Raw genomic sequence first — 26,565 nt, 5'->3', positions numbered from 1 at the left:
AAAGAAGCAGCGTGGAAAGCACTTTTTAGAGTAATGGGGATACAAAGCATGAAACAGCCCGATTACAATCGTTTACAACTATATCTGATGCCGCCAACTGGCTGGATGAAGCATCATGATTATTATTATATGGTTCAAGGCGGCAGAAAGAAGCGATATCCGCAGGCGCTTGATTTCCCACTTGCAAATAAATCAAATTTGCAGTACACTTCTCTTCGCTTTACAAAAGATAGGAGAGAAAATACATGACTTTTTATCAAGAATTACAATTAAGTTCTGTTGGCTCAAAACAATTGATTCATAGCACGACAGATAAAAAAGAAAAACGACGCCATATCTTGATATACAATTTCAAGGTATATTTGGTCATGGCGTTTTGTGTTGCCGTGGTGACACTTTATAGCATGTTGGCAGGAAACGAGAACAGTGTGGTGGGGGTGACAGTTTTACTGGCGCTTTTGGTTTTGCGTCAGGCGGATTTTGGAATCAGGACGACGCATGGACTGCTTTCCATCATGGGGATATTTGCGATTCTCATGGCGGGGCCTAGACTGGCAAATGTTTTACCGGCATTTGGCGACTTTGCGGTCAACACGATCAGTATTTTCCTGCTGATGATATTGGGCTGTCACAATGTGATTATGTACAATCATTCCACTTTCGTTTTGGGCTATTTGCTTTTATATGGCTATGATGTCACTGGGCATGCGTATCAGATGCGTCTGCTTGGTTTGTTTATCGGCATGGTCATTTGTATGGCTGTTTTTTACAAAAATCAAAAGGAGCGCCCTTATCGGAGAACTTTTTTTGACCTTTTCCGGGAGTTTGATGTGCATTCGGCCAGAAGTCGTTGGTATATCAAATTAACGCTGATCGTATCAAGTGCTATGTTCATCGTAAATATACTTGGCTTGCCACGCGCCATGTGGGCAGGAATCGCCTGTATGTCGGTCAGTTTGCCGTTCACACAGGATTGTCTGCCTAGGGCTAAGGATAGAGGTCTGTTTAATATTGTAGGTTGTGTGCTTTTTATTGCCTTGTATCTGATTTTGCCGGAATCTATGTACAGTTTGATTGGTATTATCGGTGGTATTGGCGTCGGATATTCTGCCGGCTACAAATGGCAGACGGCTTTTAACACCTTTGGAGCATTGGCTATCGCATCCTCTTTATTTGGTATGCCGATGGCGGTGGCTCTGCGTATTGGTATCAATGTGCTGGCAGCCCTATATACGGTTGTTATCAATAAGTGTCTGGATTGGTTACATACGCGTAGAACTGCACAAAAAAGTTTTTTATATGAATAAATTTTATAAAACTGGTAATATTTTTAGCCTATTTTCGATATTTGATATACACAAGACAAAAAACGTGCTAGGATAAAAGCATAAATATTGGAAAGGAAGGTAATAAAATGGCAGAATTTGTAAGTTTGGCACCGGAAAAACTGAGTGCTCTGCGTGAGATGAATCCATGTCTCATGTCTTATAATATTGAATTTGCGGAAGTGACGGGTGGAACATTCTGGAAGGCATACACACCGGAGCAGATCGCGGGAACAGAGCCTTTTCAGGTAGGAAAAGGCGAAAATATCACAGATATGTATAAGGATCTGATGCAGGTCTATGCACCGATCAACCTCTATGATGAGAAATTGCGCAAACTGGCAAAGGAACTGGGAACGGCATGGGTGCGTGTGTCCGGTACCTGGGCGACTAAGACTTATTATGATTTTGATGGTACTTGCAATGGCAAGGTACCGGAAGGATATCTGAATGTTTTGACGAAGGAACAGTGGATCGGTGTGCTTGACTTTGTTAAGGCAATCGGAGCAAAACTTATGATTTCCGTAGCAAACTGTCCTGGACTTCATAGTGCAGACGAACCATGGCATCCGGCAGAGGCAGAAAAGATCTTTGCACTCAGTAAGGAATACGGCGTACCGATCGATGGAGCAGAGTTTGCAAATGAACCGAATATGATGGAGGAGACCGGTTTTCCACATGGTTATACGGCAGCAGATTACAGACGCGATCAGGATCTTTTCTTCGTTTGGCTGCGCAAGAATTATCCGGATTGCCTTTGCATCGGACCGAGCAGCGTTGGTGATGGCCTTGATTTTATGGGCAGTGAAGACAGTGCAAGTGGTGGCGGGGTAGAACAGCTTACCAAGGAAAATGTTTCAACTGAGGAACTTTTAAAGGGTACCAAAGAGCCTTTGGATGTATTTAGTTATCATTACTATAATGGTGTATCTGATCGTTTGGCATCTGTTATGCCAAGTGCACATTGGGCTCCGGAAAAGGCAAACAGTGAGGAGTATCTTTATGTGCCGATTCATTGTGCCAAGGTATATGCTCCAATCCGTGATAAATATGCAGCAGATACAGAAATGTGGGTAACCGAGTCCGGCGACGCAGGCGGCGGTGGAGATACATGGGCATCTACCTATTTAGATGTTCTTAGAACCTTAAACGAATTGGCGGGATTTTCCACGGTTAGTAATGGTGTGATTTTCCATAATACACTGGCAGCATCTGATTACGGATTTTTGGCTCGTGAAGTCTTTGATCCACGTCCAAATTATTTTGCTGTGCTCTTGTGGAATCGCCTGATGGGAACAACCTGTTATGATACAAAGGAGCCGGTTCGTGAGGGGGCACATGTTTACGCACATTCTCGCAAGGACGGCAAGCCGGGATTTGTCTATCTTGTGATCAACAACTCACTGACAGAGACAACCGAGGTAGAACTTCCAAAGGAAGCAGAAAGATATACTCTGGCAGGCCAGGATGGCAATATGCGTGCGACCATTATGACACTCAATGACAAGCCACTTGTCTTGGGAGAGGATAATGCATTGCCAGATTTAAGTCCGGTTGTTCAGCCTGCAGGTCAGGTGGAACTTGCACCGGGAACCTGTACATTCTTTGTTTTATAATCAGCAGAGATCATAGGAAAGATATAAAAGAAAGGCGTTGTCGAAAGGCAGCGCCTTTTATGGTACAACAGAAAATCCATTTTATGGCATAGCAAACAGTAAAAAACTATAGTAAGATATAACATATATTTCATAGAATTGTGCTATATGTAAGCCCATAGTTTTAAAATTGGGAGGAAACGATCATGTTAAAAAAACTGGGGAAAAAGAATTTTTTACAGAAGAAATCCTAGTTATGCCAGTCGCGCTAAGGAAGTTTATGCCAATGCGCAGCTTTACTTTATTGAAAACGGAGCCCATGGATTTAAGCGGAAGCATGATGCGATCGCTATGGGATATTTAGATGCTTTTGTGGGATAGACAGGGAAAGCATTCTTGAAAAGAGGGGGACAACGATGGCTTTTTTAGTAGAACAAGTGAATACAGATGGAACGATTGTCTGCGATTATGATCAGACACTTTCGGTGCGGGCTCTATATGAACGCATTGCGACATATTTTCCGGGAATTTATAGAGATGAAGACGGAATCATCTGTGGTGTGTATCAGGGACGTAAATATTCCATTCGTGCCAAAAATGTTTCCTATCTGGGCAATCCACATCCGGTTTTTAAAAAGAGAATACAGATAGCAAATGATCTGAAAGAATTTTACCAGGCATCTCTTGCCAAAGGATATCGGCCTATTTTGTTAGGGGTATACACCTATAAGCAAACGGTATTATTCTGTGCCTTTCGGATTGAGGATTTCATATACAAAAAAGCCCACAACTCCTCTGCACATGTGTACAGCAGTGACCTGTCCGATGCAGCAGAGCATGATTATTTTCAAAAAACAGATTATTTTGGCAATCAGATCACTGTCTTTTCGCCAAAAGGAGTTGAAGTTTTCCTAAGGGAACTGTTTGAAAATACAGGGCAGACCTGGGGTACACCCGACCTATTTTCTGTGGATGTTTCTAATCCTATGCCGCAGCATATTGTGCAGGAGATTTTGACATTTTTTCAAGATGTTAACAAAGAATGGCACGGAATAGACTGCTACCGACAGATGATCGCTGCCAATTATCGCAACAAATATCAACCGGAATGGGCTGGATTTTATCTGGAATTTTTGTTTGAACAATATCTTGTGGAGCATCAACTACAAGATGATATCCGCTATGCACAGGATAAGTCAAAAAACGGTATTGATTTAGACCTATATTTTCCAACCATAGGTTGCTATGGAGACTTAAAGACCCACAGCATAGAATCTCGCGGTGTGCAGGGCAACGATTGGGATACGGTGTTTTCACTGATCGACGGCAATCCCAGGGGACACCTCTATTATCTGGTCTGTGAACACGAGACGATCAAAGATAGGGTGTGCAATTATGAAGTGACAGAATACTGGAATCGCGCACTACACAAAGAAAATCTGCGTAGTTATGGCGGACGGATGAAGAATCAGGTGACGCTGGCAGATTTTTATCTGCTGGATATCAATGACGGTAACAAACAGTTCTTGTCACAGTTTAAACAGGGCATCAACAGTAATGGAAAACCGAGAGCGCCCAAGATCATGGTCGAGCGTGATCAATTTAAAAATTTTGCGATAGCGGAAATGCCCTTGTTATAAAAATTTTTAATCATATCAAAAAAGTCTAGCTTTCCCAAGGCGGCTATGATAGAATAGATATGTTTGAGCGTAATAAATCAGAAGGAAACGATATTTTGGAAAGACGAGACAAGGGTACATACAATTTCAAATTTATAGATCTTTTCTCCGGAATTGGGGGCTTTCATCAGGCGATGACGCAACTTGGTGGAGAGTGTGTGCTTGCATCAGAAATCGATGCCAATTGTAATCAGGTATATAAGCAGAATTATCACATGGATTCTGCTGTAAATGTACGAGATCTGAATGAAAAAACAGACATACCGGATCATGATGTACTATGTGCAGGATTTCCGTGCCAGGCATTTAGCAAGGCCGGAAAACAGGCAGGCTTGAAAGACCAGACAAGAGGTACCCTATTTTTTGAAATTGAACGTATTTTACGTGAAAAGAAACCGGAGTATATAGTGTTAGAAAATGTACGAAATCTTGTCAGTCACGATCACCATAATACCTGGCGCATTATTCATGCCGTGCTTCAGGATTGTGGATATCGTTTGACGGAGGCACCGCTGATCGTTAGTCCACATCAGTTTGGAATACCACAATTGCGAGAGCGCGTGATCATCTTGGGAAAATATGATCCCAAGCATGTAGATGAGCCACTGGATATTCAGATATCGGGAGGTTACAAAAAAGAAGATAACAGCATTTATGAAATTTTAGATGAGCAGAAAGTAGAGGACAAGTATTACATATCTGCGTATGAGAAGTATGTACTGTCTGCATGGGATGAGTTTTATCAGGGAATTGATTTAAAAGTGATCGGTTTTCCCATCTGGGCAGATTATTTCAAATACAAGGCAGTTCCACAAGAGTATCCGGCATGGAAACAGAATTTTGTAAGGAAAAACATGGAACTCTATCAACGCAATCAAGTCTTTATTGACGCGTGGCTGGAAAAATATAACAACTTACAGGATTTTGTTCCGACGCATCATAAGATGGAATGGCAGGCTGGAACAGCCATTTCCACCCTTTGGGAGGGCATTATACAGATGCGACCATCAGGCATTCGCGTGAAAGCACCAACGTGTTTCCCTGCACTCGTTGCCATGGTACAGATCCCGATTATTGGCAGATACAAGAGACGATTAACGGTGGAGGAGGCAGGGCGTTTGCAAAGTTTTCCGAATCCGGTTCGAACGCCGGAGGCAGGAGAAGGATTTATATGCGATAGCAGTGATCAACAGGCATATAAACAATTTGGCAATAGTGTCAATGTGGAAGTGATGCGGCGTTGTACACAGGAACTTTTTGACCGCTACTAAATTGCAATAAAATTTTCTTGCATAATTTGTCATAACGACTATAATAAAGATGTTGTCCGAAAGAATGACATCTTTATTTTATAAAAAGGGGAGCTTGCAAGTAGGCAGGCTGAGAGTAAGCGAGTTGCTTTGACCCATAACCTGATTTGGATAATGCCAACGTAGGGAGATAGAGAGTTGCAGAAATGATTATTTCGCACAGAAATCCATCGTTGGTTTCTGTGCGTTTTTTGTATAAATAAGAAAATCCTACGAAATCGCTTAAGATACAAAAGGCAATTTGTGCTGGAGATACGCACGCGCGCGAGCATGAAGCAGGTCACAGGCGCGCGAAGGAGAATACATGGAATTTAGACGAGAACAATTAAAAGTATATGCGATTACAGACCGCAGCTGGCTGGGCGAACAGACACTTGCACAAGCGGTGGAAAGTGCTCTGGCAGGCGGTGCAACAATGGTACAACTTCGTGAGAAACACTTAGACGAAGAGACTTTTATTGGGGAAGCAAAGGAATTGCTTTTGCTCTGCCATCGATATCATGTGCCGCTGATCATTAACGATAATGTAAAAGTAGCAAAGTTGGTCGGGGCGGATGGTGTGCATGTGGGACAGTCCGATATGGAAATATCCAAAGTCAGAGAGATTTTGGGAGAAAACGCCGTGATTGGTGTGACTGCAAAGACAGTGGAACAGGCAAAAGCAGCGGAGGCGGCTGGCGCTACCTATTTGGGCAGTGGAGCAGTCTTTGGTACGAGTACAAAATCAGATGCCAAGCCAATGTCCTTCGAACTGTTTCGACAGATTTGCGAAAGCGTAAGTATTCCGGTGGTCGCGATCGGTGGCATCTGCGGAGAAAACTTACCACAACTGACAGGTCAGAAAATGGCAGGCATTGCTGTGGTCAGCGGAATTTTTGCCAGCGATGATATCGAGGCGGAGACAAGAAAACTGCGTCAAAAGATGGATGACATCTTGGAAAAACACATATAATTTCTCCGGCCTTTTAAAAGACCGGTAAGTTATAGATAGATTTACAGCGGCAGATTGGGGGCACCACCTTAGGTCGCTATACAAAATTAATGCAGAAAGAGTACGAGGAGGAAAAATTATGTACACAGCATTAACAATCGCTGGAAGTGATTCCAGTGGAGGCGCCGGCATCCAGGCAGATATTAAGACGATGACAGCAAATGGCGTATATGCCATGAGTGCCATCACGGCTTTGACTGCCCAGAATACAACCGGCGTTACAAGCATTATGGAGGCAACTCCACAGTTTTTGGCAGAGGAACTGGATTGTATTTTTACGGACATTTATCCGGATGCCATTAAAACAGGCATGGTTTCATCAAGTGAATTGATCGAGGTCATTGCCGACAAATTGACAGGCTATCAAGCGAAAAACATTGTCGTAGATCCTGTGATGGTGGCAACAAGCGGAGCGAGGCTGATCAGCGAGGATGCCATTAGTACCTTGAAAAGTAAATTACTACCTCTTGCAAAGGTAATCACACCGAATATTCCAGAGGCAGAAGTATTGTCTGAAATGCAGATTAAAAGTGAAGCAGATATGGAAAAAGCTGCAGAAATTATTTGCAACCGTTTGGGATGTAGTGTTCTTCTAAAAGGTGGTCATCAGTTAAACGATGCCAATGATCTTTTATGGCAAAAAAATGAGCAGGCAACCTGGTTTATGGGAAAGAGAATTGATAATCCAAATACCCATGGAACAGGATGTACATTATCATCTGCCATTGCCAGCAATTTGGCGAAGGGATACGATCTAAAGACATCCGTAAAATATGCCAAGAATTATATTTCCGGAGCGCTTGCTGCCGGTTTGAATCTTGGAAAGGGAAGCGGCCCGATGAATCACGCATTTGCAATCAAAGGAGAATACATAGATGAATGAAAATAGAACTTCCGTTTTTTCAAATGGATTGATATGGTTTGGTGCAGGGGTATCTCTGGCTGAAATTTTGACAGGTACTTATTTTGCTCCATTAGGTTTTGGTAAAGCTATGGCAGCTATTTTATTAGGTCATTTCATCGGTGGTCTTATGATGTTTGCTGCTGGTATGATTGGCGCAAAAGAAAGACGTAGTGCCATGGAAACAGTAAAAATGAGTTTTGGTGAAAAAGGAAGTTTATTGTTTGCCATTCTTAACGTTTTGCAGTTGATTGGATGGACATCAATTATGATTTATGATGGTGCGCTTGCAGCAGATGGTTTGCTGCATACAGGACTCTGGATATGGGCTTTGGTGATTGGTGCGTTGATTATTCTTTGGATTGTAATCGGTCTTACGAATTTAGGTAAACTCAATACGATTGCAATGACAGCACTTTTCATTTTGTCACTGATTCTGTTTAAGGTAATTTTCTTTGGTACAGCAGTAGCAGGTCCGATTGTGGATGACGGAAGCCTGACTTTTGGTGCAGCAGTAGAGCTTGCTGTAGCTATGCCATTATCCTGGTTGCCACTCATCAGTGATTATACAAGAGAAGCAGAAAAGCCATTTGCAGCAACACTCGTTAGTGTACTTACCTACAGTGTTGTCAGCATTTTTATGTATATGATTGGTATGGGAGCAGCGATTTTTACAGGAGAATATGATATTGCCCAGATTATGGTAAAAACAGGACTTGGCGTTGTTGGCCTTTTGATTATCGTATTCTCAACCGTGACAACGACCTTTTTGGATGCGTATTCTGCAGGTGTTTCATCCGTATCTATTTCTTCTAAAATAAAGGAAAAATGGGCAGCTGTGGTTGTAACCATCATTGGAACGGTTGCAGCGATGCTTTATCCAATGGATAACATTACAAACTTTTTGTATTTGATTGGTTCTGTATTTGCGCCGATGATTGCTGTGCAAATTGCAGATTATTTCATCTTGAAAAAGGCGGATGCAGCAGAAAAAGAATTTCAGTGGACCAATCTGTTGATCTGGCTTATTGGTTTTATAGCGTATCGTTTGCTGATGCATGTGGATACACCGGTGGGAAATACGTTGCCAGATATGGCAATTACAATCGTTCTCTGCCTGATTGTAGGAAAAATTGCAAGTAGGGGAAAAGAAAACTAGGGGACACATGTTTTTCGTGATGTCTCCGGAAAGAAAGAGAGAGTATCATGAAAAAAGTAAATCTGAAGAAATTAACTATCACAGCACTTATGGCAGCCATTGCCGTTGTAGGGAGTTTATTTTCCTTCCCGGTATTTGGGTCTAAATGTGCACCGGTACAGCATCTGGTCAACATTTTATGCGTTGTTACCGTAGGTCCATGGTGGGCATTGGCACAGGCTTTTATCGCGTCGCTCATTCGTAATCTGGTTGGTCTGGGAAGTCCGCTTGCCTTCCCGGGCAGTATGTGTGGCGCACTTTTGGGCGGTCTTTTGTATAAATATGGCAAAAAACTACCCTTTGCCTATATTGGTGAAGTGGTAGGAACGGGTATTTTGGGAGGCATGCTCTCTTATCCGATAGCGTATCTTGTTATGGGAAATAAGGCGGCAGCACTCTTTACCTTTGTAGTTCCATTTTTGATTAGCACATGTGGTGGAACCTTGATTGCGATTGTTATTACGGCTTCTTTAAAAAAGACAGGCGTTTTAGGACGTATGCAGGCGAGTCTGGAAGAATAAGTTTTGTGTGGAGATTGTATGGAAAGCGATGCAGAGATTAGAACATATTTAAACAGAATAAAGACCTTGCATCCGGTTATTCACTGCATTACAAATACGGTGACCATGAACGACTGTGCCAATCTGGCTCTGGCCCTAGGGGCATCGCCGACCATGGCACATCACGAGAAAGAAGTGGAAGAGATCGCGGCGGGCGCAGATGCGCTTGTCTGCAATCTGGGCGCGACCGAATGTCTGGATGCCATGTTCTTAGCCGGAGAAAAGGCACATGATCTGGCACATCCGATCGTGTTGGATCCGGTTGGTGTGGCAGGTTCTTCTTATCGCAGAAAAAAATGCATGGATCTGATCCGCCATATAGAGCCGACCTGTATCCGGGGAAACTATTCTGAAATGCTGGCTTTGATGGAACAGCATAATATGGCGGCTGGTGTGGATGCGGTAGATAAAAGTATGGATCCGCAGAGGTTAAAGCAACTGGCGGAGGAGTTGGATTGTATTCTGGTCGCATCTGGTCCTACCGATTGGATCACGGATGGAAAGCGGATAGAGTCTTGTGAGCGCGGGCATGCTATGATGTCTTATATCACAGGGAGTGGTTGTATGTCCACGGTAGCAATTGCTGCTTTTTTGACGGCGGATCTATCGGTGGAAAGTGTGGCTGCTTCCTGTGCCTTTATGGGAAAAGCAGGGGAGATTGCGGCAGACGGCACAAAAAAAGTGCATGGTGGTAGCATGACTTTTCATGATCTTTTCTTAGATCAGGTGTCTTTGCAGGGCATTCTATGGAAAGATAATACGCACTTGTAGAATATGAAATTTCCTCTTGCATTTTAAAAATAAAAGGACTATAACAGTTTGTGGAACGAAGAGAAACGAAAGGCCATTTGTTTTAATGACATTCCGCAAACATCCCTCTGTTCTTAGATTTGTAGCATGGAGGAAAAGACAAATGAATACTTTAAAAGCGCAAAGAAGAGAAACAACGGAGAAAGCAAAGAGACTGAGAAGAGAAGGCTATGTGACCGGTAATCTGTTTGGAAAACAGATCGAGGGTTCTGTACTTCTGAAGATTGAGAAGAAGGAAGCCGAGAGGATCATGCGTGAGTGCATGAAAGGTAGCCAGATCATGCTGGATGTTGAGGGCAAGGAGTATGATGTCCTCATCAAGGAAATGGATTATGATTCCATGAAACGTAGCATCGTAGAGATGGATTTTCAGGCATTGGTTAAGGGTGAAAAGGTACATTCCGTAGCCGAGATTGTTCTTCATAACAAGGATAAAGTCCTTGAGGGAGCCTTGGAACAACTCCTTGAGGAAGTATCTTACAAGGCAACACCAGAACATTTGGTAGACAAGATCGACGTGGATTGCGCTACCTTACATCTGGGCGATACGATCACAGTCGGCGATCTGGATATTGCCAAGAATAAGGATGTTGAGGTCATGACCCATCTGGATAGCGTAGTTGTCACGGTGCTTGCACCAAACAATGCGGATATTCCGAGTGATGAGGATGCCGAGGAAACAGCCGAATAATACCTATAAAAAGAACGAAATCCGCCGGGGAATTTATCCTCGGCGGATTTTTTGTCTTTGGCTATAACGCGGCAAAATATGTGTGCAGATAATCTGCAAATTCCTGAGCCAAGGCTGATAGATAGGGCTGGCGGTAGAGACAAATATGACGGTAGATTTTTGCATTCGGGAGAGGTGCAAGTATCAGGTTATTTGCGGTATAGGCAGGACGCCAACTCTTTTGTGGTACCAGAGTGAAATAACGTCCCTGACTGACAAGTTCGCATTGGACATAGGAGTTGTTGACATCGCTGGATGATTGTAGGGGGCGCAGGATATAACGCTTCCATAGGTCATCTAACAGATCGCCCATGCGGCTTTCTGGCGATGGCAGAATGCAGGGATAATGATAGAGTATGGAGCGTGGTATGGCTGTCTCCCGGGCAAAAGGATGCGATGCGGCGTAGGCAATGCAGATCTCCTCACTCATGAGTATATCGCCCACTGGCTTTTGCAAGGACTCTGTATCAGAGGAAGGTGTTGTTAGTTGTGGATAGGCATCCAAAACGAGATCCAGATGATCCTGCATACAGTCCAGAGGATAGCCGGTGTGAACCGTGATGTTGGCATCCGGGCGTTTTTCGTAAAAACCCCCCAGAATATCTGAAAGCAACTGGGAACAGACGCTGACACCAAAGGAGATATGCTTGTCATCTGTCTGGTTGTTTGACGCAAGTGCCGCGCGAGCGCCATCGTAATTGGCAAGAATCTGCTTGGCATAGGTTTGAAAAATTCGTCCATTTTCATTTAAAATGATATGTTTTCCCTGACGGTCAAACAGTGGATAGTGTAATTCTTCCTCCAATTCCTGAATAGTTTTGGAAAGTGCCGGCTGTGCGATAAATAAATTTCTGGCAGCCGATGAAATGTTTTCTGTTTTGCAGACTTCTATAAAATACTGTAATTTCTTTTCTGTAATCATAAGAAACCTCCCAATAATCTATACATAATATATTATAACATATGAGATTTTTATATTGGAATATTTATATATAAAAGAATTATACTGAATGCATCATGAAGATTGGGAGGTATTTTACATGAAAAAGAAAATGGCAATGCTTCTGGCCCTGACGCTTAGTCTCGGATGCATAGGGACAGCGTGTGGCAGCAGCAAGAAAGCAGATGCTGACACAAAAAAAGAGAATACGAAAACAGTGACAGCAGATGAGGTCAGCGAGGAGGAGACACTGCTCAGTGGAAGTCACATTGCAGTGGTTGGCTCTACACTTACAGTTGGAAATGGCAAGACATCCTACACCGATTATCTGGAAAAGAAAAATGGAATGACCGTGGATGTGTTTGCAACAAAGGATGCGACCTTGACCGGAGACGGGGAACAATCCTACAAGGCACAGTTGGACGCCATGGACAAGGATGCGACATGGGATATGATCTTAGTAGAAATTCCACCGACAGAGACAGACAAAAAAGCAGAAGTAGGAGAATTATCAGAGAGTGAGGATCGAGATACTTATGATCTGGAAACGCTGACAGGTGCATATCAGTATATCGTATCTTATTGCTGGGAGACCTGGAAAGCGCCGGCAGTTTTTGTTACGGGTATTCAGGAGGGGAAAAAGGATGCCATCTATGATATGCGTCAGGCTGTCTGGCCGGTCAAATATGGCATGGATCATGCATATGTCATGGATCTATGGGAAAAACTGGATTATAAAGATAAGAACATCAGTACATACAAGCAGAAAGACGGAACGCTTAGTGATGCCGGTTACATGAACTGGTATGGTCCGGCCCTGCAGACGGAATTGATTGAAAAATATGGAGAAGTGGCATCAGATAAGATCAATGAATTGCCGCAGTATGATCCGGCAAATGTGGAAGCACTTGCAGATTCTCCGTTAAAGGGGAAAAAGATCATCTTCTTAGGTTCTTCGGTTACTTTTGGAAGCAACAGTAATGAGGCTTCCTTTGTGGAATATTTGGCTGCCAGAGATGGTATTGTATATGTCAAAGAAGCGGTTAGTGGAACCACGCTTGTAGACAATGGAGAGACTTCTTATATTGCCCGCATGAAGGCAAATATTCCGGATCAGAAGGCGGATCTCTTTATCTGTCAATTGTCTACCAACGATGCAACGACAGGACAGCCAATGGGCGAGATCTCAGACTCTAAGAACATGGATGATTTTGATACGACAACGATTGCCGGAGCCATGGAATATATCATCGCATACGCAGACCAGCATTACGGTTGTCCGGTCATGTTCTATACCGGCACAAAGTATGACAGTGAGCAGTATGGTGAAATGGTGGAATTGACCAAGAAACTGCAGGAAAAATGGGGCATTGGCATCATTGATATGTGGGATGATCTGGATGCAGACATACCGGAATATCATTATTATATGGCAAATGGCATTCATCCAAACCGTGCCGGCTATCTGGACTGGTGGACACCATTTTTTGAACAGGAAATTGAAAAATATCTGGACTTGAACTAAGACAGACACAGGGACGCTCCTATGCAGTAGGGGCGTCTCTTTTTGCTTGGAGCAACCTAGAGTGGGGCTGGTGCAAATGGGATAAGCAGGCGCCCAAGCCAAAGGGGACAGTCCATATGGCAAAAGGAATGTCCCTTGTGGCTTCCTTGTGGCTTGTGCATCTGCGGCTTCCATGCTACAATAATCTCCAAGAAAAATGGTAGGAAATGAGGAAGATCACATGTTGACACAGTTTTCAAGAACGGAGTTATTGTTAGGCAAGGAAGGTATGGAACGCCTGAAAAATGCCAGAGTGGCTGTCTTTGGCGTGGGCGGCGTAGGTGGATATGTGTGCGAAGCCTTGGTACGAAGCGGTGTAGGGAGTTTTGATCTGATCGACGATGATAAGGTCTGTCTGACCAATCTCAACCGTCAGATCATCGCAACGCGTTCTACAGTCGGCAAATACAAGGTCGATGTGATGAAAGAGCGTATGCTGGACATCAACCCAGATGTACAAGTGGAGACTTACAAGTGCTTCTTTTTGCCGGAAAATGCAGATGACTTTCCTTTTGCAGAATATGATTATGTAGTGGATGCCGTAGACACGGTGACGGCAAAGATTGAACTGGTCATGAAATGTCAGTCTATGGGCGTGCCGATCATCAGCAGCATGGGAGCAGGCAATAAATTAGATGCCAGTGCTTTTCAGGTGGCTGATATCTATAAGACAAAGATGTGTCCTCTGGCAAAAGTGATGCGTCGTGAGTTGAAGAAGCGGGGCGTCAAGAAATTAAAAGTCGTTTATTCTGAGGAGAAACCGACAAAACCGATCGAGGATATGGCAATCAGTTGCCGGACGCATTGTATCTGTCCGCCGGGAGCAGCCCATAAATGTACAGAGCGTCGTGATATTCCGGGCAGTGTGGCATTTGTGCCATCGGTTGCCGGTCTTATTGTGGCAGGAGAAGTCGTCAAAGATCTGGTCTATACGAAATAACATAAAAATATAAGGCTTTTCAGTACATTGCGTTAAAGGAGCAAAAATGCTATGAGAAGGAAGATTGGAAAAAGGAAATGGATATTGCCGGTTTGCGTGACGGCTTTGGGGCTCGTTGTTCTGGCAGGAGTAGTACACTTTAGTATAGAGAAAAATCATAAACAGGTACGGACGGTCACCGAACTGAATGCTATGAATTATGCATAGCGCATGGCCAGCGACCTCAACCATGGAATCGGCATCACAGAATCCATACAGGCGATTATTGTCAGTGACAATGGACGGATTGCCAACTTTGATGAGATTGCTGCAGACTTGATCGATGATACGATTCAAAGTATCCAGATCGCGCCGGATGGTGTCGTAACAGATATTTATCCTGCAGCGGGCAATGAGGCCGGCAAGATCGATCTGATCCATGATGAGCAAAGAGGAGAGATTTCTCGCTATAGCCGGGATCATGACCTGACCATCATGCAAGGACCTTTTTCACTCAAACAGGGTGGCATGGGCATTGCGATCCGTAATCCGGTTTACCTGAAAAATGATGCAGGGCAGGAGTATTTCTGGGGCTTTACCATAGCCATCATCCGCGTGCCGGATATTTTTGCTAATTCCGTACAGGCACTTACCAACTTTGGATATGATTACCGCCTGTCTAAGACAGAATCACCGCTTACATCCCAATATCAGGAGATTTCTGCCTCCGCAGAGGACATGACAGATCCGGCTTCCTATGAATTTGAACTTTGCGGATGCTCTTTTAAATTAGAAGTGATGCCAAAAGAAGGCTGGAATCGAGGAGACAATGTAGGACAGATTCTTATTGTCGGTATACTGATCATTATCCTTTTGTCTGGCTTGACTGGATCCGTATTAATCATGGAAGAAGATAGACAGCAATTGGAAGAATTATCTACGACAGATGCCTTGACAGGTCTTTATAACCGCAATGGTTTTGAAAAGTGTTTTTGGGAATATCGCAGGAAAAATCCAAACCAGTCATGCGTTGGTATACAGTTAGATATCGATGATTTCAAGATGATTAACGATATTTATGGTCATGTGGTAGGAGATCAGGCATTACAGAATCTGGCGCAGAGCATGCGGACTGCTTTTCCTGCCAATGCCATTTACGGCAGAAATGGTGGTGACGAGTTTACGCTGATTTTGACCGGGGCGACCTGTGATGATGTCAAAGAGCAGATAGAAGCCTTTACCGCCAGCGACCGATCTTTTATGTATGAGGGTATGGAATACTACTTTCATATTTCTGTAGGCTATGCGGAGTATCCGGCGGATACAGAGGAGGCTGACCGGCTGCTGGGACTTGCGGATATGGCGCTTTATGAGGGAAAACTTCGTGGAAAAGCCAAGAGTATGCGGTATCAGAAAGATTTTGATCCAAACCGGAGAAACCGTCTGGGATTTGCCCTTAGTGACATTACCCAGCACTTGCCGGGAGCATTTTTGATCTACAAGGCAGATCCGGAAAATGACCAGATTCTATTTGCCAATCAGGAACTGGTTACTTATGCAGGCTGTAAGAATCTGGATGAATTCATGCAGTATTCAAAGCATAGTTTCCGCAATCTGATTCGCTCCGACGAGCAGGAGGCTGTTGAGAAAAGCATCTGGCAGCAGATTCAGTCCCAAGCCGCCGGAACGAATGATTTTGTGCAATTCCATTTTGTCAAGAAAGATGGCAGTACACACCCGGTATTGGATCATGGGCGTATCGTGGAAAGCAACTATTACGGCAATGTCTTTTATGTACTCATTATGGATTGTCAGTTGTTAGATGAGCATTACGATTAAATATATGGTTTGATATTGTTGAATACGACTTCATATGCGTTGGCAAACATATGGAGTCCTTCTTTTGTAAAATCCTTTTTCAGATAGCCCTCGGCATCACAAAGCCCATCGTTGGCATTGATAAAATGATAGTCGTATTTGGCGGCAAGGGTAGCCATTTTTTCATTGATCATGTCAAGGTTTTCTCGGGTGCGTGTGGCTAAGAGGTGTCTGGTAACCTCGTTATCAGCAACCGTCGGATTGGTCGGATAGTAAGCCATCATGTAGACCTGACATTCGGGAAGCCTTTCTTTTATCTGCTGCAAGATGTGTTCATAATTGCTAAGAAGATGAACAGCCCAGTCCTGACCGTCTTCGCGAGGACGCATGTCGTTTGTCCCGATGTTGATAAAAAGTTTTGATGGGGCGAGGTCAAAAAGTACGGTGTCAATTTCAGCGATGAAATCATCTGTGGTATAGCCGCCGATACCGCGGTTATAGATGATCTTGTCAATGCCATGATTCCGGGCAATCTCTGTGATGGGAAATTGTTCCATCAGAGAAGAACCGGTAAAAAGGATCTGTCCTTTGACGGCATTCTCGTTTAGGATGCGGAAATTTTTGACTTTTTCTGCCTGCTCCTGCTTGGAACGCATTTGCATGATGCTACCAATCTCTTTCATAATCTCCATCATTTTTGGGTCTTTTTGTAATTCTTTTAAGTCCATTGTAGATATCCTCCATTTATTATTTGTTTTTTTGTATACGTTTTAATTCCGGTAAGACGGTGCAAAGCATGGTGATAAAGCAAAGGCTTCCACCGATGACATTGGATACCGGTTCGGCTAAAAAGACACCGTCTGTGCCCATGCCGAGAACGAAAGGCATCAGATAGGTCAGAGGGACAACGATAAAAACTTTTCGAAGCAGGGAAAAAAATATGGCCTGTTTCTTTTTATTTAAGGATTTGAAAATGGTCTGACCGATATATTGCAAATCCATAAAAATAAAGGCTGCAAAGTATTGTTTTAAGGCCGGAACAGAGTCACTGATCAGGCTGGCATCGGAACTAAAGACCTGTATGAGGGTATGGGGAATCAGAATAATGACAGCCCACATAACAGCGGTATAAGCAAATACCAGAAGACTCATGATGCTGCCGGCTTTCTTGACGCGCGTTGGACGTTTGGCACCATAGTTGTAACTGATGATGGGGGATGAACCCTCGGTCAGTGCATAGATTGGTGTTTCGACCAACTGTCTTACACTAGATACGATCGTCATGACAGAGATATAAATATCACCGCCGGTCATGGAAAGGACATGGTTGCAGCAGATGGTCACCAGGCTGTTGGTCAACTGCATGATAAAACCGGCAGTTCCAAGACTGACGATATTTTTGGCATGCCCTAAGGAGACAGAAAATTCTTCCTTTTTAAGCAGGCGAACCTGTAACTCAGATCTTCTAGTTAAAAAATAAAGGACAAAGGCAGCAGACAGAGTCTGTGAGATGACGGTTGCAATTGCAGCACCACATACGCCAAGGCCAAATGCGAAGATGAAAAGTGGATCTAAGAGCAGATTGGCAAGGGCACCGATGGCGACGGAGAGCATGCCCATGGTGGAATAGCCCTGGGCATTGATAAAGGGGTTCATACCCACAGCTATCATGGATGGCAGGGTACCTATCAGGTAGAGCATGAGGTAGGGATAGGCAAATACCAGTGCTTTTTCGGAGGCTCCAAAAAGGATGAGAAGGGGATGGGCAAAGAGCATGCCAATCGCCATGAGCAAAATCGCGGCTATGCACAGCATGGTAAAGGATGTGTTCATAATCTGGTTGGCCCTTGTATCCTCTTTTTTTCCTCTGTGGATGGAAAAAATCGGGGCACCGCCGCTGCCGAACAGATTCGCGAAGGCACTGATAATAACAATCAGAGGAAAACAAAGTCCTACTGCGCCGAGTGCTGCCGTTCCCACTTGGGGAATGCGGGCGATATAGACACGGTCTACGATGTTATATAAGAGGTTTAAAATCTGGGCGATAAGCATTGGCAGTGCGGCAGCCAGAATATTTTTGCCGACACCACCATTTTCAAAATCAATTTGTTTCATTGTGATATCATTTCCTTCTTTTTCTGCATTCAAGTATAACAATCTGTCTTATATATGTAAAATACAGATTACATATTATTTATAACCGAAAGACTATATAGAAAAACGAGAAGATCTGCCTGTATTGAATATCCATCGGCGATGCATTATAATAGAAAGACTAGATTTGGAGTGCTTTATATTAGGAAAGGAGCAGGCATGAAAATACGGACCTATGAGAAAAAAGCACATGTGAAAAACGGCATTGCAAGACTCTTTTTCTCCGTACTTGCGATCGCCTTAGAGATCGCTTTTATCGTGGTGGTCTTTACCAGGCTCAATGATTACGCGGAAGGTATCAACATTGCCACGCGTATTCTGGCGGTGGTGCTGGTCGTATGCATTTACGCGCAGGATCGGACAAGCAGTATGAAGACCCCTTGGATCATGCTCATCCTTGCCTTTCCGATTTTTGGCATCATCATGTATCTTCTGGTCGGTCTGAATGGTCACACCTATAAGATGCGGCAGCGTTACGATGCCGTGGATGCCATCGTTCTTCCCATGCTGGAGCAGGGACCGGGGGCAGACCATGTGAAGTCCTCCATGGAGGAACTGCGGGATAAGAATGAACAACTTGCTAGTATATCCTATTATTTGCAGGAAAAGAGCGGATTTCCGGTCTATGCGGACTGTCCCATTACCTATTATGATGAGGCTTACAAGGGATTTGAGGCACAAAAAGAAGCCTTAAAAAAGGCAAAGCACTTTATCTTTATGGAGTATTTTGCCATCGAGCAGGCAGAAGCATGGAATCAGGTAGAGAAAATTTTAGTAGAGCGGGTCAAGGCTGGCGTGGAAGTCCGCGTCTTTTATGACGATATCGGAAGTATCGCCTTTATCAACGGGGATTTTGCCAAGCACCTCAATGCCCTTGGCATCCAGTGCCGTATCTTTAACCCTTTTATGCCGGGGTTGAATTTCTTTTTAAATAACAGGGACCACAGAAAGATCATGGTCATCGATGGACGGGTGGGCTTTACCGGCGGTTACAATATGGCAAACGAATACTTTAATCTGACCCATCCCTACGGTTATTGGAAGGACACAGGCGTGCAGATCACAGGGCTGGCAGTGCGGAGCCTGACGGCAACTTTTCTGGAAAACTGGAACGCGGTCAAGGGCAACGATATCGATGATGCCGATTTTGGCAAATATCTGGAGCAGCCTTATGCGGATCCGCATGCCATGGCAGAGGAGATCGGAGAGACCGGGCAAAGCCGGGCTTATGTGCAGCCTTATGCAGACCGCCCTATGGATAATGAGCATGTGGGCGAGGAAGTCTACATCAGCCTGATCAATAAGGCAACGCGGTATTGCTGGTTTGTCACGCCGTATCTCATCCTGACTGATGAGATGGTGCACGCCATCCGTCTGGCAAAAAAGCGTGGCGTGGATGTGCGCATCATCACACCGGCGATCCCGGACAAACGTATTGTCTATGCCGTGACGCGGTCTTACTATCATTGCCTGGCAAAGCACGGTGTCCGTATCTATGAATATACGCCGGGCTTCTGTCATGCCAAGATGTGCGTGGTGGATGACGTGGTAGCCACCTGCGGCACGATCAATCTGGACTACCGCAGTCTCTATCATCATTTTGAAAATGGCTGTCTCTATGCCTATGGTCCGGCAGTCCAAGAGACCAGACAGGATATGGAAGCCATGATGAGGGAAAGTCTTGAAGTTACAGAAAAATACAATACCGGGCGCAGTCAGGGCATGCGGTTTATCCAGATGCTCCTGCGTCTGATCGCACCACTTTTATAAACAGAAGAGGAGTTTACAAAAGAGAGTATGAGTCAGGGGATTTTAATTTTTCAAGCGATCGTAACGATCGCCTGTATCGCTTTTGTCTTGGCGGCAGGGATCCAAAAGTCCAACCGTCTGTCTAAATTGATGCTGATCGTGGCGTTTTTATGCCTGATCGAAAATGCGGCATATCTGATGGAGATACAGGCGGATTCGATCAGTGCGATTCTGCTGATCATGAAATTGCGATATATCGGTGTGGCATTTATTGATACTTTCTTTTTACTCTTTTGTATGCGCTATACCCACAAAAAGATACCCAAGCACCTGGTCGGTGTCATGCTCGTAGTGGACATTCTTGTCATGATCAGTGCATGGACCAGTCAGTATCATTCGCTTTTTTACCGGGACATTTATTATGTGACCGCCGGCAGTCTGACCTATCTGCACAGAGTCTACGGACCGGTCATCTATTTTAACTCGGTCTATGAGACAGTGCAGATCTTTGCCTGTGCCTATCTGGCGCTTAAGGGCTGGCGTGAGGCAAAGGATGAAAAATACCGTCGCAGTTGTAAGATGCTCTTTTTCTGTGTCCTTTTGCCTTTCGTGGTCGTTCCCATCCGTCTTTCGGGACTGGATCGGGGCTACGAACTCATTCCATCTTTGACCGCGGTGGGGATGATCTTATTCTTTTCTTCTGCCATGGTGCAGGATATGTTTGATATTGCTCGTGTGGCACACAACAATATCTTTGAAAATATGCATGAACCTATCATCATTGTGGATGGGAACTACGGCTTTGTAGAGGCAAACATCAAGGCAAAAAAACTTTTTCCATCTTTAGCCGATCAGCGGCAGGGACAACTTTTAACTGAGACAAAACTTTTGTCTTATCTGCGTACCGGGATTGCCAATAAGATGTATTTGGGCGATCAGGTCTATGATGTGCATATCGACCAGATTTATGAGGAAGATGTGCTCATGGGCTATTCTATCCTTCTGATGGATCTGACGGATGAGGAAAGGCAGATGAAGCGGATCCAGTCCCTGGTGACAGCCGCCAACGAAGCCAATCAGGCAAAGAGTGATTTCATCGCCAGCATGTCACACGAACTGCGTACTCCGATCAATTCCATCATGGGTATGAACGAAATGATCCTGCGAGAGGCGAAAGATCCGCAGATCCTGCAATATGGCAAAGACGTGGAGAGTGCAGCAAATATGCTGCTGAGCCTGGTCAATGATATTTTGGATTCGTCCAAGTTATCGACCGGCAAACTCAATATCCTGCCGGTACATTATGATCTGGGCAATATGATATCCGATCTTTATCAGATGCTGTCGCCTCATGCCAAGAAGAAAAATCTGACTTTTCAGGTCGTTGTCGATCCGACCCTGCCGCGTGCCTATATCGGGGATGATATCCGTATCCGTCAGGTTCTGATCAACCTTTTGACCAATGCGATCAAGTACACCGCCCAGGGCAGCGTGACCTTTTATGTGGAGTCGGTACAGACGACAGACAGTAGTGATCTGGGCGTACGTTTTTCCATCAAAGATACCGGAAATGGCATCAAACCGGAAAAGATCCCACAGATCTATGAACGCTTTAACCGCGTGGAAGAAACGGCAGTCCGTCATATCGAAGGCAGTGGACTGGGACTGAGTATTTCTTCCTCTCTCCTACAACTGATGGGCAGTAAACTGGATGTCTGGAGCCAGGAGGGCGTCGGCAGTGACTTTTCATTTGTTCTCTACCAGCCGGTAGCGGATCCAACACCGATCGGGGAATTTGCGCAGATGGTAGCGCAGAATGTGGCATATGAGGAGTTTGCCTCCGGTTTTGTGGCACCGAAAGCCAAGATTCTTCTGGTCGATGACAACGAGATGAATCGGCGTGTTTTTGTGGAACTTTTAAAGGAGAGCCGGATCCAGATCACGGAGGCGGATAGTGGTGCAGAGTGTCTGCGTCTGACAAAAGAACATGCCTATGACCTGATCTTTTTGGATCACATGATGCCGGAAATGGATGGGATCGAGACGCGGCGTAATATGCTTTCGGATGAGGGCAATCTCTGTCGGCAGGTGCCGATCGTCATGCTGACCGCCAATGTGACTGCGGGGGCAAGGGAAAAGTATCTGGCAGAGGGCTTCTGTGACTTTTTGCCAAAGCCTATTCTCTACGATCAACTGGAAAAGATGCTCCTTACTTACCTGCCAAAAGATCTGGTGAAAAAGGGGCAAAAGGATGACAAAGATCAGGCGCAGGCAGACATGGAACTGCCGCAGATCGAGGAGTTTGATGCGGAATATGCCATGCTGATCTGGAAGAGTCCGTCGCGTTATCGTACCGGTTTGCAGGAATTTGCCCGTGATCTTGCAAGGGCGCAGGAAAAGTTGACGACTCTTTTTGACACGACCTGGACGGATGAGACAAAAGAGGACTACAGACGCTGTATCCATACCTTAAAGGGCACGGCGGCGACCGTGGGTGCCCTGCTTTTGTCAAAAACAGCCCGCCTGATCGAGATAGCTCTGGCTGACGGTCGGATAGATCAGGTGCAGACCCTGCATCCTATACTCATGGAGCAGATCGAAGATGCCGGAAAGCACCTGGCAGATTATTTCAAAGATCACAAGGATACGACGGCGGAGACCAAGGAAAATCTCTTGGAGATGATGCAGTCTGCACTGGAAAACCAGGACCTGCAGGCGGTGGATTTCCTCTATCAGCAGTTGCAGGATAGAGCGTGGAGCGTGGACGCGGCATCGGTACTGGCGACGCTGGGACAGGATCTGTCGGAATTTTCCTGGGAGTCTGCGACGCGCAAGGTGGAAATCCTGCGGACTTTCTGCTAAGATAGGTAAGCGAAAAAGAGAAAAGGATAGATTAGAAATGAAGCAAAAGGTAAAACTGATTGCATCGGATCTGGACGGCACGCTTTTACAGAATTATATGCCGGATTGTTCCGAGGAGGCGATCGAACTGATCACGGCACTGACGAAAAAGGGCGTGATCTTTGTGCCTGCCAGCGGCAGACAGTATTTTAACTTACATAACATGTTCAAAAAGGTGGATGGAGATGTCATGTATCTCTGTGAAAACGGTGCCTTGGTCTTTTATCAGGACAAGGTTCTCCTAAAGCGGGAGTTTGACCGAGCGTTAGCCTTGGAACTTTGCCATATGGTCATTGATGATCCAAAGTGTGAAGTATTGATCTCCGGGGAGCGCACCTGCTATGTGGTGCCAAAGACAGAGGACTATGTGGATTATCTGAGAAATCACATCAAGAACGATGTGACCGTGATCGGGGCACCGGAGGAGATCACAGAGCCGATCATCAAGGTATCTTACTTTACCCCAAAGGACTACCGGGATCAGGTGACGGCATACTTTACCAAAAAGATCGCCGGAAGATGCCAACTCATGGTATCTGGTAATGAGTGGGCGGACTTTGCACCACTTGGAGCCAATAAGGGCACGGCACTCGAAGCCATCGGTCAGCAGATGGGGATCGCACCGGAAGAAATGGTGGCTTTCGGTGACAACGAAAATGACCGTTCTATGTTGGAATTTGTGGGACAGCCTTATCTGATGCAAAAATGTAATCCGACCATGGAGGATGTCAAGGCGAACCACTGCGACCGCGTGGAAGATGTTTTGCGTCAGATTTTAAATGGAATGTTGTAGATACAACATATTTTTTGGACAAAATGTCTTATGATCTAGTCATCTTAGGAAAAGTAAAGGAGCATAGATCATGAGAAGAAAGATTGTTCATATTGAAGAAGAAAAATGTAATGGATGTGGCGCATGTGCGACAGCCTGCCACGAGGGAGCCATTGAGATCGTAAACGGCAAGGCAAAACTCATCAAAGACGACTATTGCGACGGACTTGGCGACTGTCTGCCGCATTGTCCGATGGATGCCATCCATATCATTGAAAGAGAAGCGGCAGATTACGACGAAGTCGCTGTCAAGGCACGCATGGAAGCAGCCCAAGAACAACCAAAGCCATTTGTATGCCCGGGCAGCATGGCAAAAGCCATTGCACATGAGGATGCGCCGGAAGTGGCGGCAGCGACAAAGGCTGCGAGTGTCAGCCGTCTTGCTAACTGGCCGGTACAGATCAAACTGGCGCCGCCACAGGCACCATATTTTGACGGTGCCCGTCTTTTGATCGCGGCAGACTGTACGGCATATGCTTATGCATCCTTCCATGAAGAATTTATCAAGGGGCATGTGACCCTGATCGGCTGTCCAAAGTTGGATGCGATCGATTACAGTGAAAAATTAACGGAGATCATCAAGGCAAATGACATTAAGAGCGTGACGATCGTGCGCATGGAAGTACCGTGTTGCGGCGGGCTGGAGTATGCAGCCAAGACCGCCTTACAAAACAGCGGCAAGTTCCTTCCATGGCAGGTTGTGACCATCTCCATTGATGGCAGGATCCTTGATTAAGGAAAATGTTGACAGAATTGATTATTGCCTTAGAAAATGAAGAAATCGAGGTCGAGATCGTAAGATCCAAGCGGCGGAGCATGGCACTCCAGATCCGGACGGATGGATCCGTCTTAGCGCGGGTACCTATGCGTGTTTCAGACAGGACCATCCGCCGCTTTGTGACCTCGCATGCCAGGTGGATCGAGGAAAACCGCAGCCAGATGTTTGCAAGAAGACAGTATCTGGCAGAAAATCCTTACGACATCCCGGAATGGGAGAGCCTGACGGCATCCGACAAAAAAATAGCCAAGCAAAAGATAATAGAGCGCGTAGACTACTATGCAGATTGCATGGGGATAGACTACGGCTCTATTTCTATGCGTAATCAAAAGAGCAGGTGGGGAAGCTGCAGCAGTAAGGGAAATCTCAACTTTAACTACCGGCTGGCTTATCTGCCGCAGGAACTTTTGGACTATGTCGTGGTGCATGAACTGGCGCACCGCCGTCATATGGATCATTCCAAGACTTTCTGGCAGGAGGTCGAGACCTATTATCCAAATTATAAGGAATGTCGGCGGACATTAAATGATATCATGTTAGCATAAGGAGAGACAGATGCGGTATTACATTGCAGATTGCCATTTTTTCCATGAAGCACTCAACCGGGAAATGGATCACAGGGGCTTTGCCTCCGTGGAGGAAATGAATGAATATATGATAAAAAGATGGAATGAAAAGGTCAGAAACCGCGACGAGGTCGTGATCTTAGGAGATCTTTCCATGGAAAATGCCGAGCAGACCAATGCCCTTTTAGACCGTTTGCAGGGCAAACTGTTCCTGATCGTCGGCAATCATGACAACCGCTATCTGCGGAGCAAAACCTTCCACAAGGAGCGTTTTGGCTGGATCTATCCCTATGCGGAACTCCATGATGACGGGCGCAAGGTCGTCCTTTCCCATTATCCCATCGCCTGTTATAACGGGCAGTATTTAAAAAATAAAAAGGGAGAGCCGCGGACCTATATGCTCTACGGGCATGTGCATGACAGTCATGACGAGCGCCTGATCGAGCAGTATCAGCAGATGGTGGAAAAGACCCGGATCCCGGATCGTGATGGTGGAACGCAGTCCCTTTCTTCCCACATGATAAATTGTTTTTGCATGTATTCGGACTACCAGCCCCTCAGTCTGGACGAGTGGATCGCGCTGACAAAGCAGCGACTTATCCGTTGCCAGAATGTGGAAGATTCATTATAATATAAGAGTTATCATCTAAGGAGGTAATCATACGCAATGAAGAAAGAAAATAAGAAAATGGCACAGGAGAGAAGAGCCGCAGAACGTAAAAAACAGGCAACCATGCGTCTGGTGAGAAATACCCTCATCATTGCGCTTATCGTTGCATTTTTTGTCGGCATGATCGTCTATGGCGTGATCGATAGCCGTAAGCAAAAGGCTGCCGAGGCAGAGGATGCCCAGCAGCAGGCGACAGATACGTCCAGCCAGGAGTCCACCACACAGGATTCTTCAGATACGACGAAAGAGACATTGCTGACAGATACCAGTCTGGAAGTAAAGGAAGGCGATACGGTCAATATCGATTATTCCGGCAGTATTGACGGTTATGTTTTCCAGGGAGGAACCGCAGAGGGACAGGATCTGACGATCGGATCTAATACTTTTATCGATGACTTTGAGGAGCAGTTGGAAGGTCATAAGGTGGGAGAGACTGTTGAGGTCAATGTCACATTCCCGGAAAATTATGGACGTTCTTATACAGACGATAATGGCGAGACCAAGAGTTTCAATGGGGCTGAGGCAGTCTTTACCGTCAAGATCAACGGCATTTACGGACAAGCAGAAGAATAAGG

General features: G+C 45.1%; 25 protein-coding genes and 1 riboswitch. Of the genes, 22 read left to right on the top strand and 3 right to left on the bottom strand.

Annotated features, from left to right (window positions below; translation table 11 throughout):
• Positions 1–48 precede the first annotated feature (48 nt).
• The 11 genes from H8R94_RS04405 to H8R94_RS04355 all read left to right on the top strand — a co-directional run bounded on the left by H8R94_RS04405 (position 49) and on the right by H8R94_RS04355 (position 11,060).
• Complete coding sequence (locus H8R94_RS04405) at positions 49–249, top strand: hypothetical protein (protein ID WP_186854003.1); 201 nt, start codon at positions 49–51, stop codon at positions 247–249.
• Positions 246–1,307, top strand: a complete 1,062-nt coding sequence (locus tag H8R94_RS04400) for an FUSC family protein (RefSeq protein WP_186854002.1) — start codon at positions 246–248, stop codon at positions 1,305–1,307. The genes H8R94_RS04405 and H8R94_RS04400 overlap by 4 nt, the downstream gene beginning before the upstream one ends.
• A 107-nt stretch (positions 1,308–1,414) precedes the next feature.
• Positions 1,415–2,941: a beta-glucuronidase gene (locus tag H8R94_RS04395; RefSeq protein ID WP_186854001.1), complete on the top strand. Its 1,527-nt coding sequence runs from the start codon at positions 1,415–1,417 to the stop codon at positions 2,939–2,941.
• Between the two features lie 395 nt (positions 2,942–3,336).
• On the top strand, positions 3,337–4,560 hold the full coding sequence (locus H8R94_RS04390; RefSeq protein WP_186854000.1) for a hypothetical protein: 1,224 nt from the start codon (positions 3,337–3,339) through the stop codon (positions 4,558–4,560).
• Positions 4,561–4,655: 95 nt separating this feature from the next.
• A complete protein-coding gene (locus tag H8R94_RS04385; RefSeq protein ID WP_243238460.1) occupies positions 4,656–5,870 on the top strand; it encodes a DNA cytosine methyltransferase in 1,215 nt (404 codons plus the stop codon).
• 76 nt (positions 5,871–5,946) lie between these two features.
• Positions 5,947–6,055, top strand: a riboswitch (TPP riboswitch).
• A 158-nt stretch (positions 6,056–6,213) separates the two neighbouring features.
• A complete protein-coding gene (thiE, locus tag H8R94_RS04380) occupies positions 6,214–6,861 on the top strand; it encodes a thiamine phosphate synthase (RefSeq protein ID WP_118280151.1) in 648 nt (215 codons plus the stop codon).
• Positions 6,862–6,979: 118 nt separating this feature from the next.
• Positions 6,980–7,783: a bifunctional hydroxymethylpyrimidine kinase/phosphomethylpyrimidine kinase gene (gene thiD / locus H8R94_RS04375; protein WP_186853998.1), complete on the top strand. Its 804-nt coding sequence runs from the start codon at positions 6,980–6,982 to the stop codon at positions 7,781–7,783.
• Positions 7,776–8,960 (top strand): putative hydroxymethylpyrimidine transporter CytX, encoded by a 1,185-nt coding sequence (gene cytX / locus H8R94_RS04370; protein WP_186853997.1) that lies wholly within the window; start codon positions 7,776–7,778, stop codon positions 8,958–8,960. Before thiD ends, cytX begins: the two co-directional genes overlap by 8 nt.
• A 47-nt stretch (positions 8,961–9,007) precedes the next feature.
• Positions 9,008–9,520 (top strand): energy coupling factor transporter S component ThiW, encoded by a 513-nt coding sequence (gene thiW, locus H8R94_RS04365; protein ID WP_186853996.1) that lies wholly within the window; start codon positions 9,008–9,010, stop codon positions 9,518–9,520.
• An 18-nt stretch (positions 9,521–9,538) separates the two neighbouring features.
• Complete coding sequence (gene thiM, locus H8R94_RS04360; RefSeq protein ID WP_186853995.1) at positions 9,539–10,330, top strand: hydroxyethylthiazole kinase; 792 nt, start codon at positions 9,539–9,541, stop codon at positions 10,328–10,330.
• A 142-nt stretch (positions 10,331–10,472) separates the two neighbouring features.
• A complete protein-coding gene (locus tag H8R94_RS04355; protein ID WP_186853994.1) occupies positions 10,473–11,060 on the top strand; it encodes a 50S ribosomal protein L25 in 588 nt (195 codons plus the stop codon).
• Positions 11,061–11,121: 61 nt separating this feature from the next.
• Here the strand turns inward: H8R94_RS04355 and H8R94_RS04350 are convergent, their stop codons facing one another.
• Positions 11,122–12,021, bottom strand: a complete 900-nt coding sequence (locus H8R94_RS04350) for a LysR family transcriptional regulator (protein ID WP_186853993.1) — start codon at positions 12,019–12,021, stop codon at positions 11,122–11,124.
• Positions 12,022–12,139: 118 nt separating this feature from the next.
• Between H8R94_RS04350 and H8R94_RS12120 the strand changes: the two genes are divergently transcribed.
• The 4 genes from H8R94_RS12120 to H8R94_RS04330 all read left to right on the top strand — a co-directional run bounded on the left by H8R94_RS12120 (position 12,140) and on the right by H8R94_RS04330 (position 16,361).
• Positions 12,140–13,564: an SGNH/GDSL hydrolase family protein gene (locus H8R94_RS12120; RefSeq protein WP_243238459.1), complete on the top strand. Its 1,425-nt coding sequence runs from the start codon at positions 12,140–12,142 to the stop codon at positions 13,562–13,564.
• Positions 13,565–13,784: 220 nt separating this feature from the next.
• Positions 13,785–14,543 (top strand): tRNA threonylcarbamoyladenosine dehydratase, encoded by a 759-nt coding sequence (locus H8R94_RS04340; RefSeq protein WP_186853992.1) that lies wholly within the window; start codon positions 13,785–13,787, stop codon positions 14,541–14,543.
• Positions 14,544–14,594: 51 nt separating this feature from the next.
• A complete protein-coding gene (locus H8R94_RS04335) occupies positions 14,595–14,750 on the top strand; it encodes a hypothetical protein (protein ID WP_186853991.1) in 156 nt (51 codons plus the stop codon).
• A 3-nt stretch (positions 14,751–14,753) separates the two neighbouring features.
• A complete protein-coding gene (locus H8R94_RS04330; protein ID WP_186853990.1) occupies positions 14,754–16,361 on the top strand; it encodes a diguanylate cyclase domain-containing protein in 1,608 nt (535 codons plus the stop codon).
• Here H8R94_RS04330 and H8R94_RS04325 read toward each other — a convergent pair.
• Positions 16,358–17,068, bottom strand: a complete 711-nt coding sequence (locus H8R94_RS04325; protein WP_243238458.1) for a GDSL-type esterase/lipase family protein — start codon at positions 17,066–17,068, stop codon at positions 16,358–16,360. The two genes, H8R94_RS04330 and H8R94_RS04325, sit on opposite strands and share 4 nt — an antisense overlap.
• Before the next feature lie 19 nt (positions 17,069–17,087).
• Complete coding sequence (locus H8R94_RS04320) at positions 17,088–18,455, bottom strand: MATE family efflux transporter (protein WP_186853989.1); 1,368 nt, start codon at positions 18,453–18,455, stop codon at positions 17,088–17,090.
• 198 nt (positions 18,456–18,653) lie between these two features.
• On the opposite strand from H8R94_RS04320, the gene cls reads away from it, so the two are divergent.
• The 7 genes from cls (at position 18,654) to H8R94_RS12335 (ending at position 26,563) form a co-directional block, all read left to right on the top strand.
• Positions 18,654–20,264, top strand: a complete 1,611-nt coding sequence (gene cls, locus H8R94_RS04315; RefSeq protein ID WP_186853988.1) for a cardiolipin synthase — start codon at positions 18,654–18,656, stop codon at positions 20,262–20,264.
• Between the two features lie 27 nt (positions 20,265–20,291).
• Positions 20,292–23,105: a histidine kinase N-terminal 7TM domain-containing protein gene (locus H8R94_RS04310; RefSeq protein ID WP_186853987.1), complete on the top strand. Its 2,814-nt coding sequence runs from the start codon at positions 20,292–20,294 to the stop codon at positions 23,103–23,105.
• Between the two features lie 37 nt (positions 23,106–23,142).
• The gene (locus H8R94_RS04305; RefSeq protein ID WP_186853986.1) at positions 23,143–23,937 is read left to right on the top strand and encodes an HAD-IIB family hydrolase; all 795 of its coding nucleotides are present in this window, start codon (positions 23,143–23,145) and stop codon (positions 23,935–23,937) included.
• Between the two features lie 70 nt (positions 23,938–24,007).
• Positions 24,008–24,712, top strand: a complete 705-nt coding sequence (locus H8R94_RS04300) for a 4Fe-4S binding protein (RefSeq protein ID WP_118280124.1) — start codon at positions 24,008–24,010, stop codon at positions 24,710–24,712.
• A 5-nt stretch (positions 24,713–24,717) separates the two neighbouring features.
• Positions 24,718–25,299: a M48 family metallopeptidase gene (locus tag H8R94_RS04295; RefSeq protein WP_118280122.1), complete on the top strand. Its 582-nt coding sequence runs from the start codon at positions 24,718–24,720 to the stop codon at positions 25,297–25,299.
• A gap of 10 nt (positions 25,300–25,309) precedes the next feature.
• The gene (locus H8R94_RS04290; protein ID WP_186853985.1) at positions 25,310–25,951 is read left to right on the top strand and encodes a metallophosphoesterase; all 642 of its coding nucleotides are present in this window, start codon (positions 25,310–25,312) and stop codon (positions 25,949–25,951) included.
• 36 nt (positions 25,952–25,987) lie between these two features.
• On the top strand, positions 25,988–26,563 hold the full coding sequence (locus tag H8R94_RS12335; protein WP_118280118.1) for an FKBP-type peptidyl-prolyl cis-trans isomerase: 576 nt from the start codon (positions 25,988–25,990) through the stop codon (positions 26,561–26,563).
• The last annotated feature ends 2 nt before the right edge of the window (positions 26,564–26,565 follow it).

Origin of the sequence: Roseburia lenta (assembly GCF_014287435.1) — a bacterium.
In the GTDB taxonomy this organism is placed as follows: Bacteria; Bacillota; Clostridia; order Lachnospirales; family Lachnospiraceae; genus Pararoseburia; species Pararoseburia lenta.
This window is presented reverse-complemented; position numbering and strand designations above follow the sequence as displayed.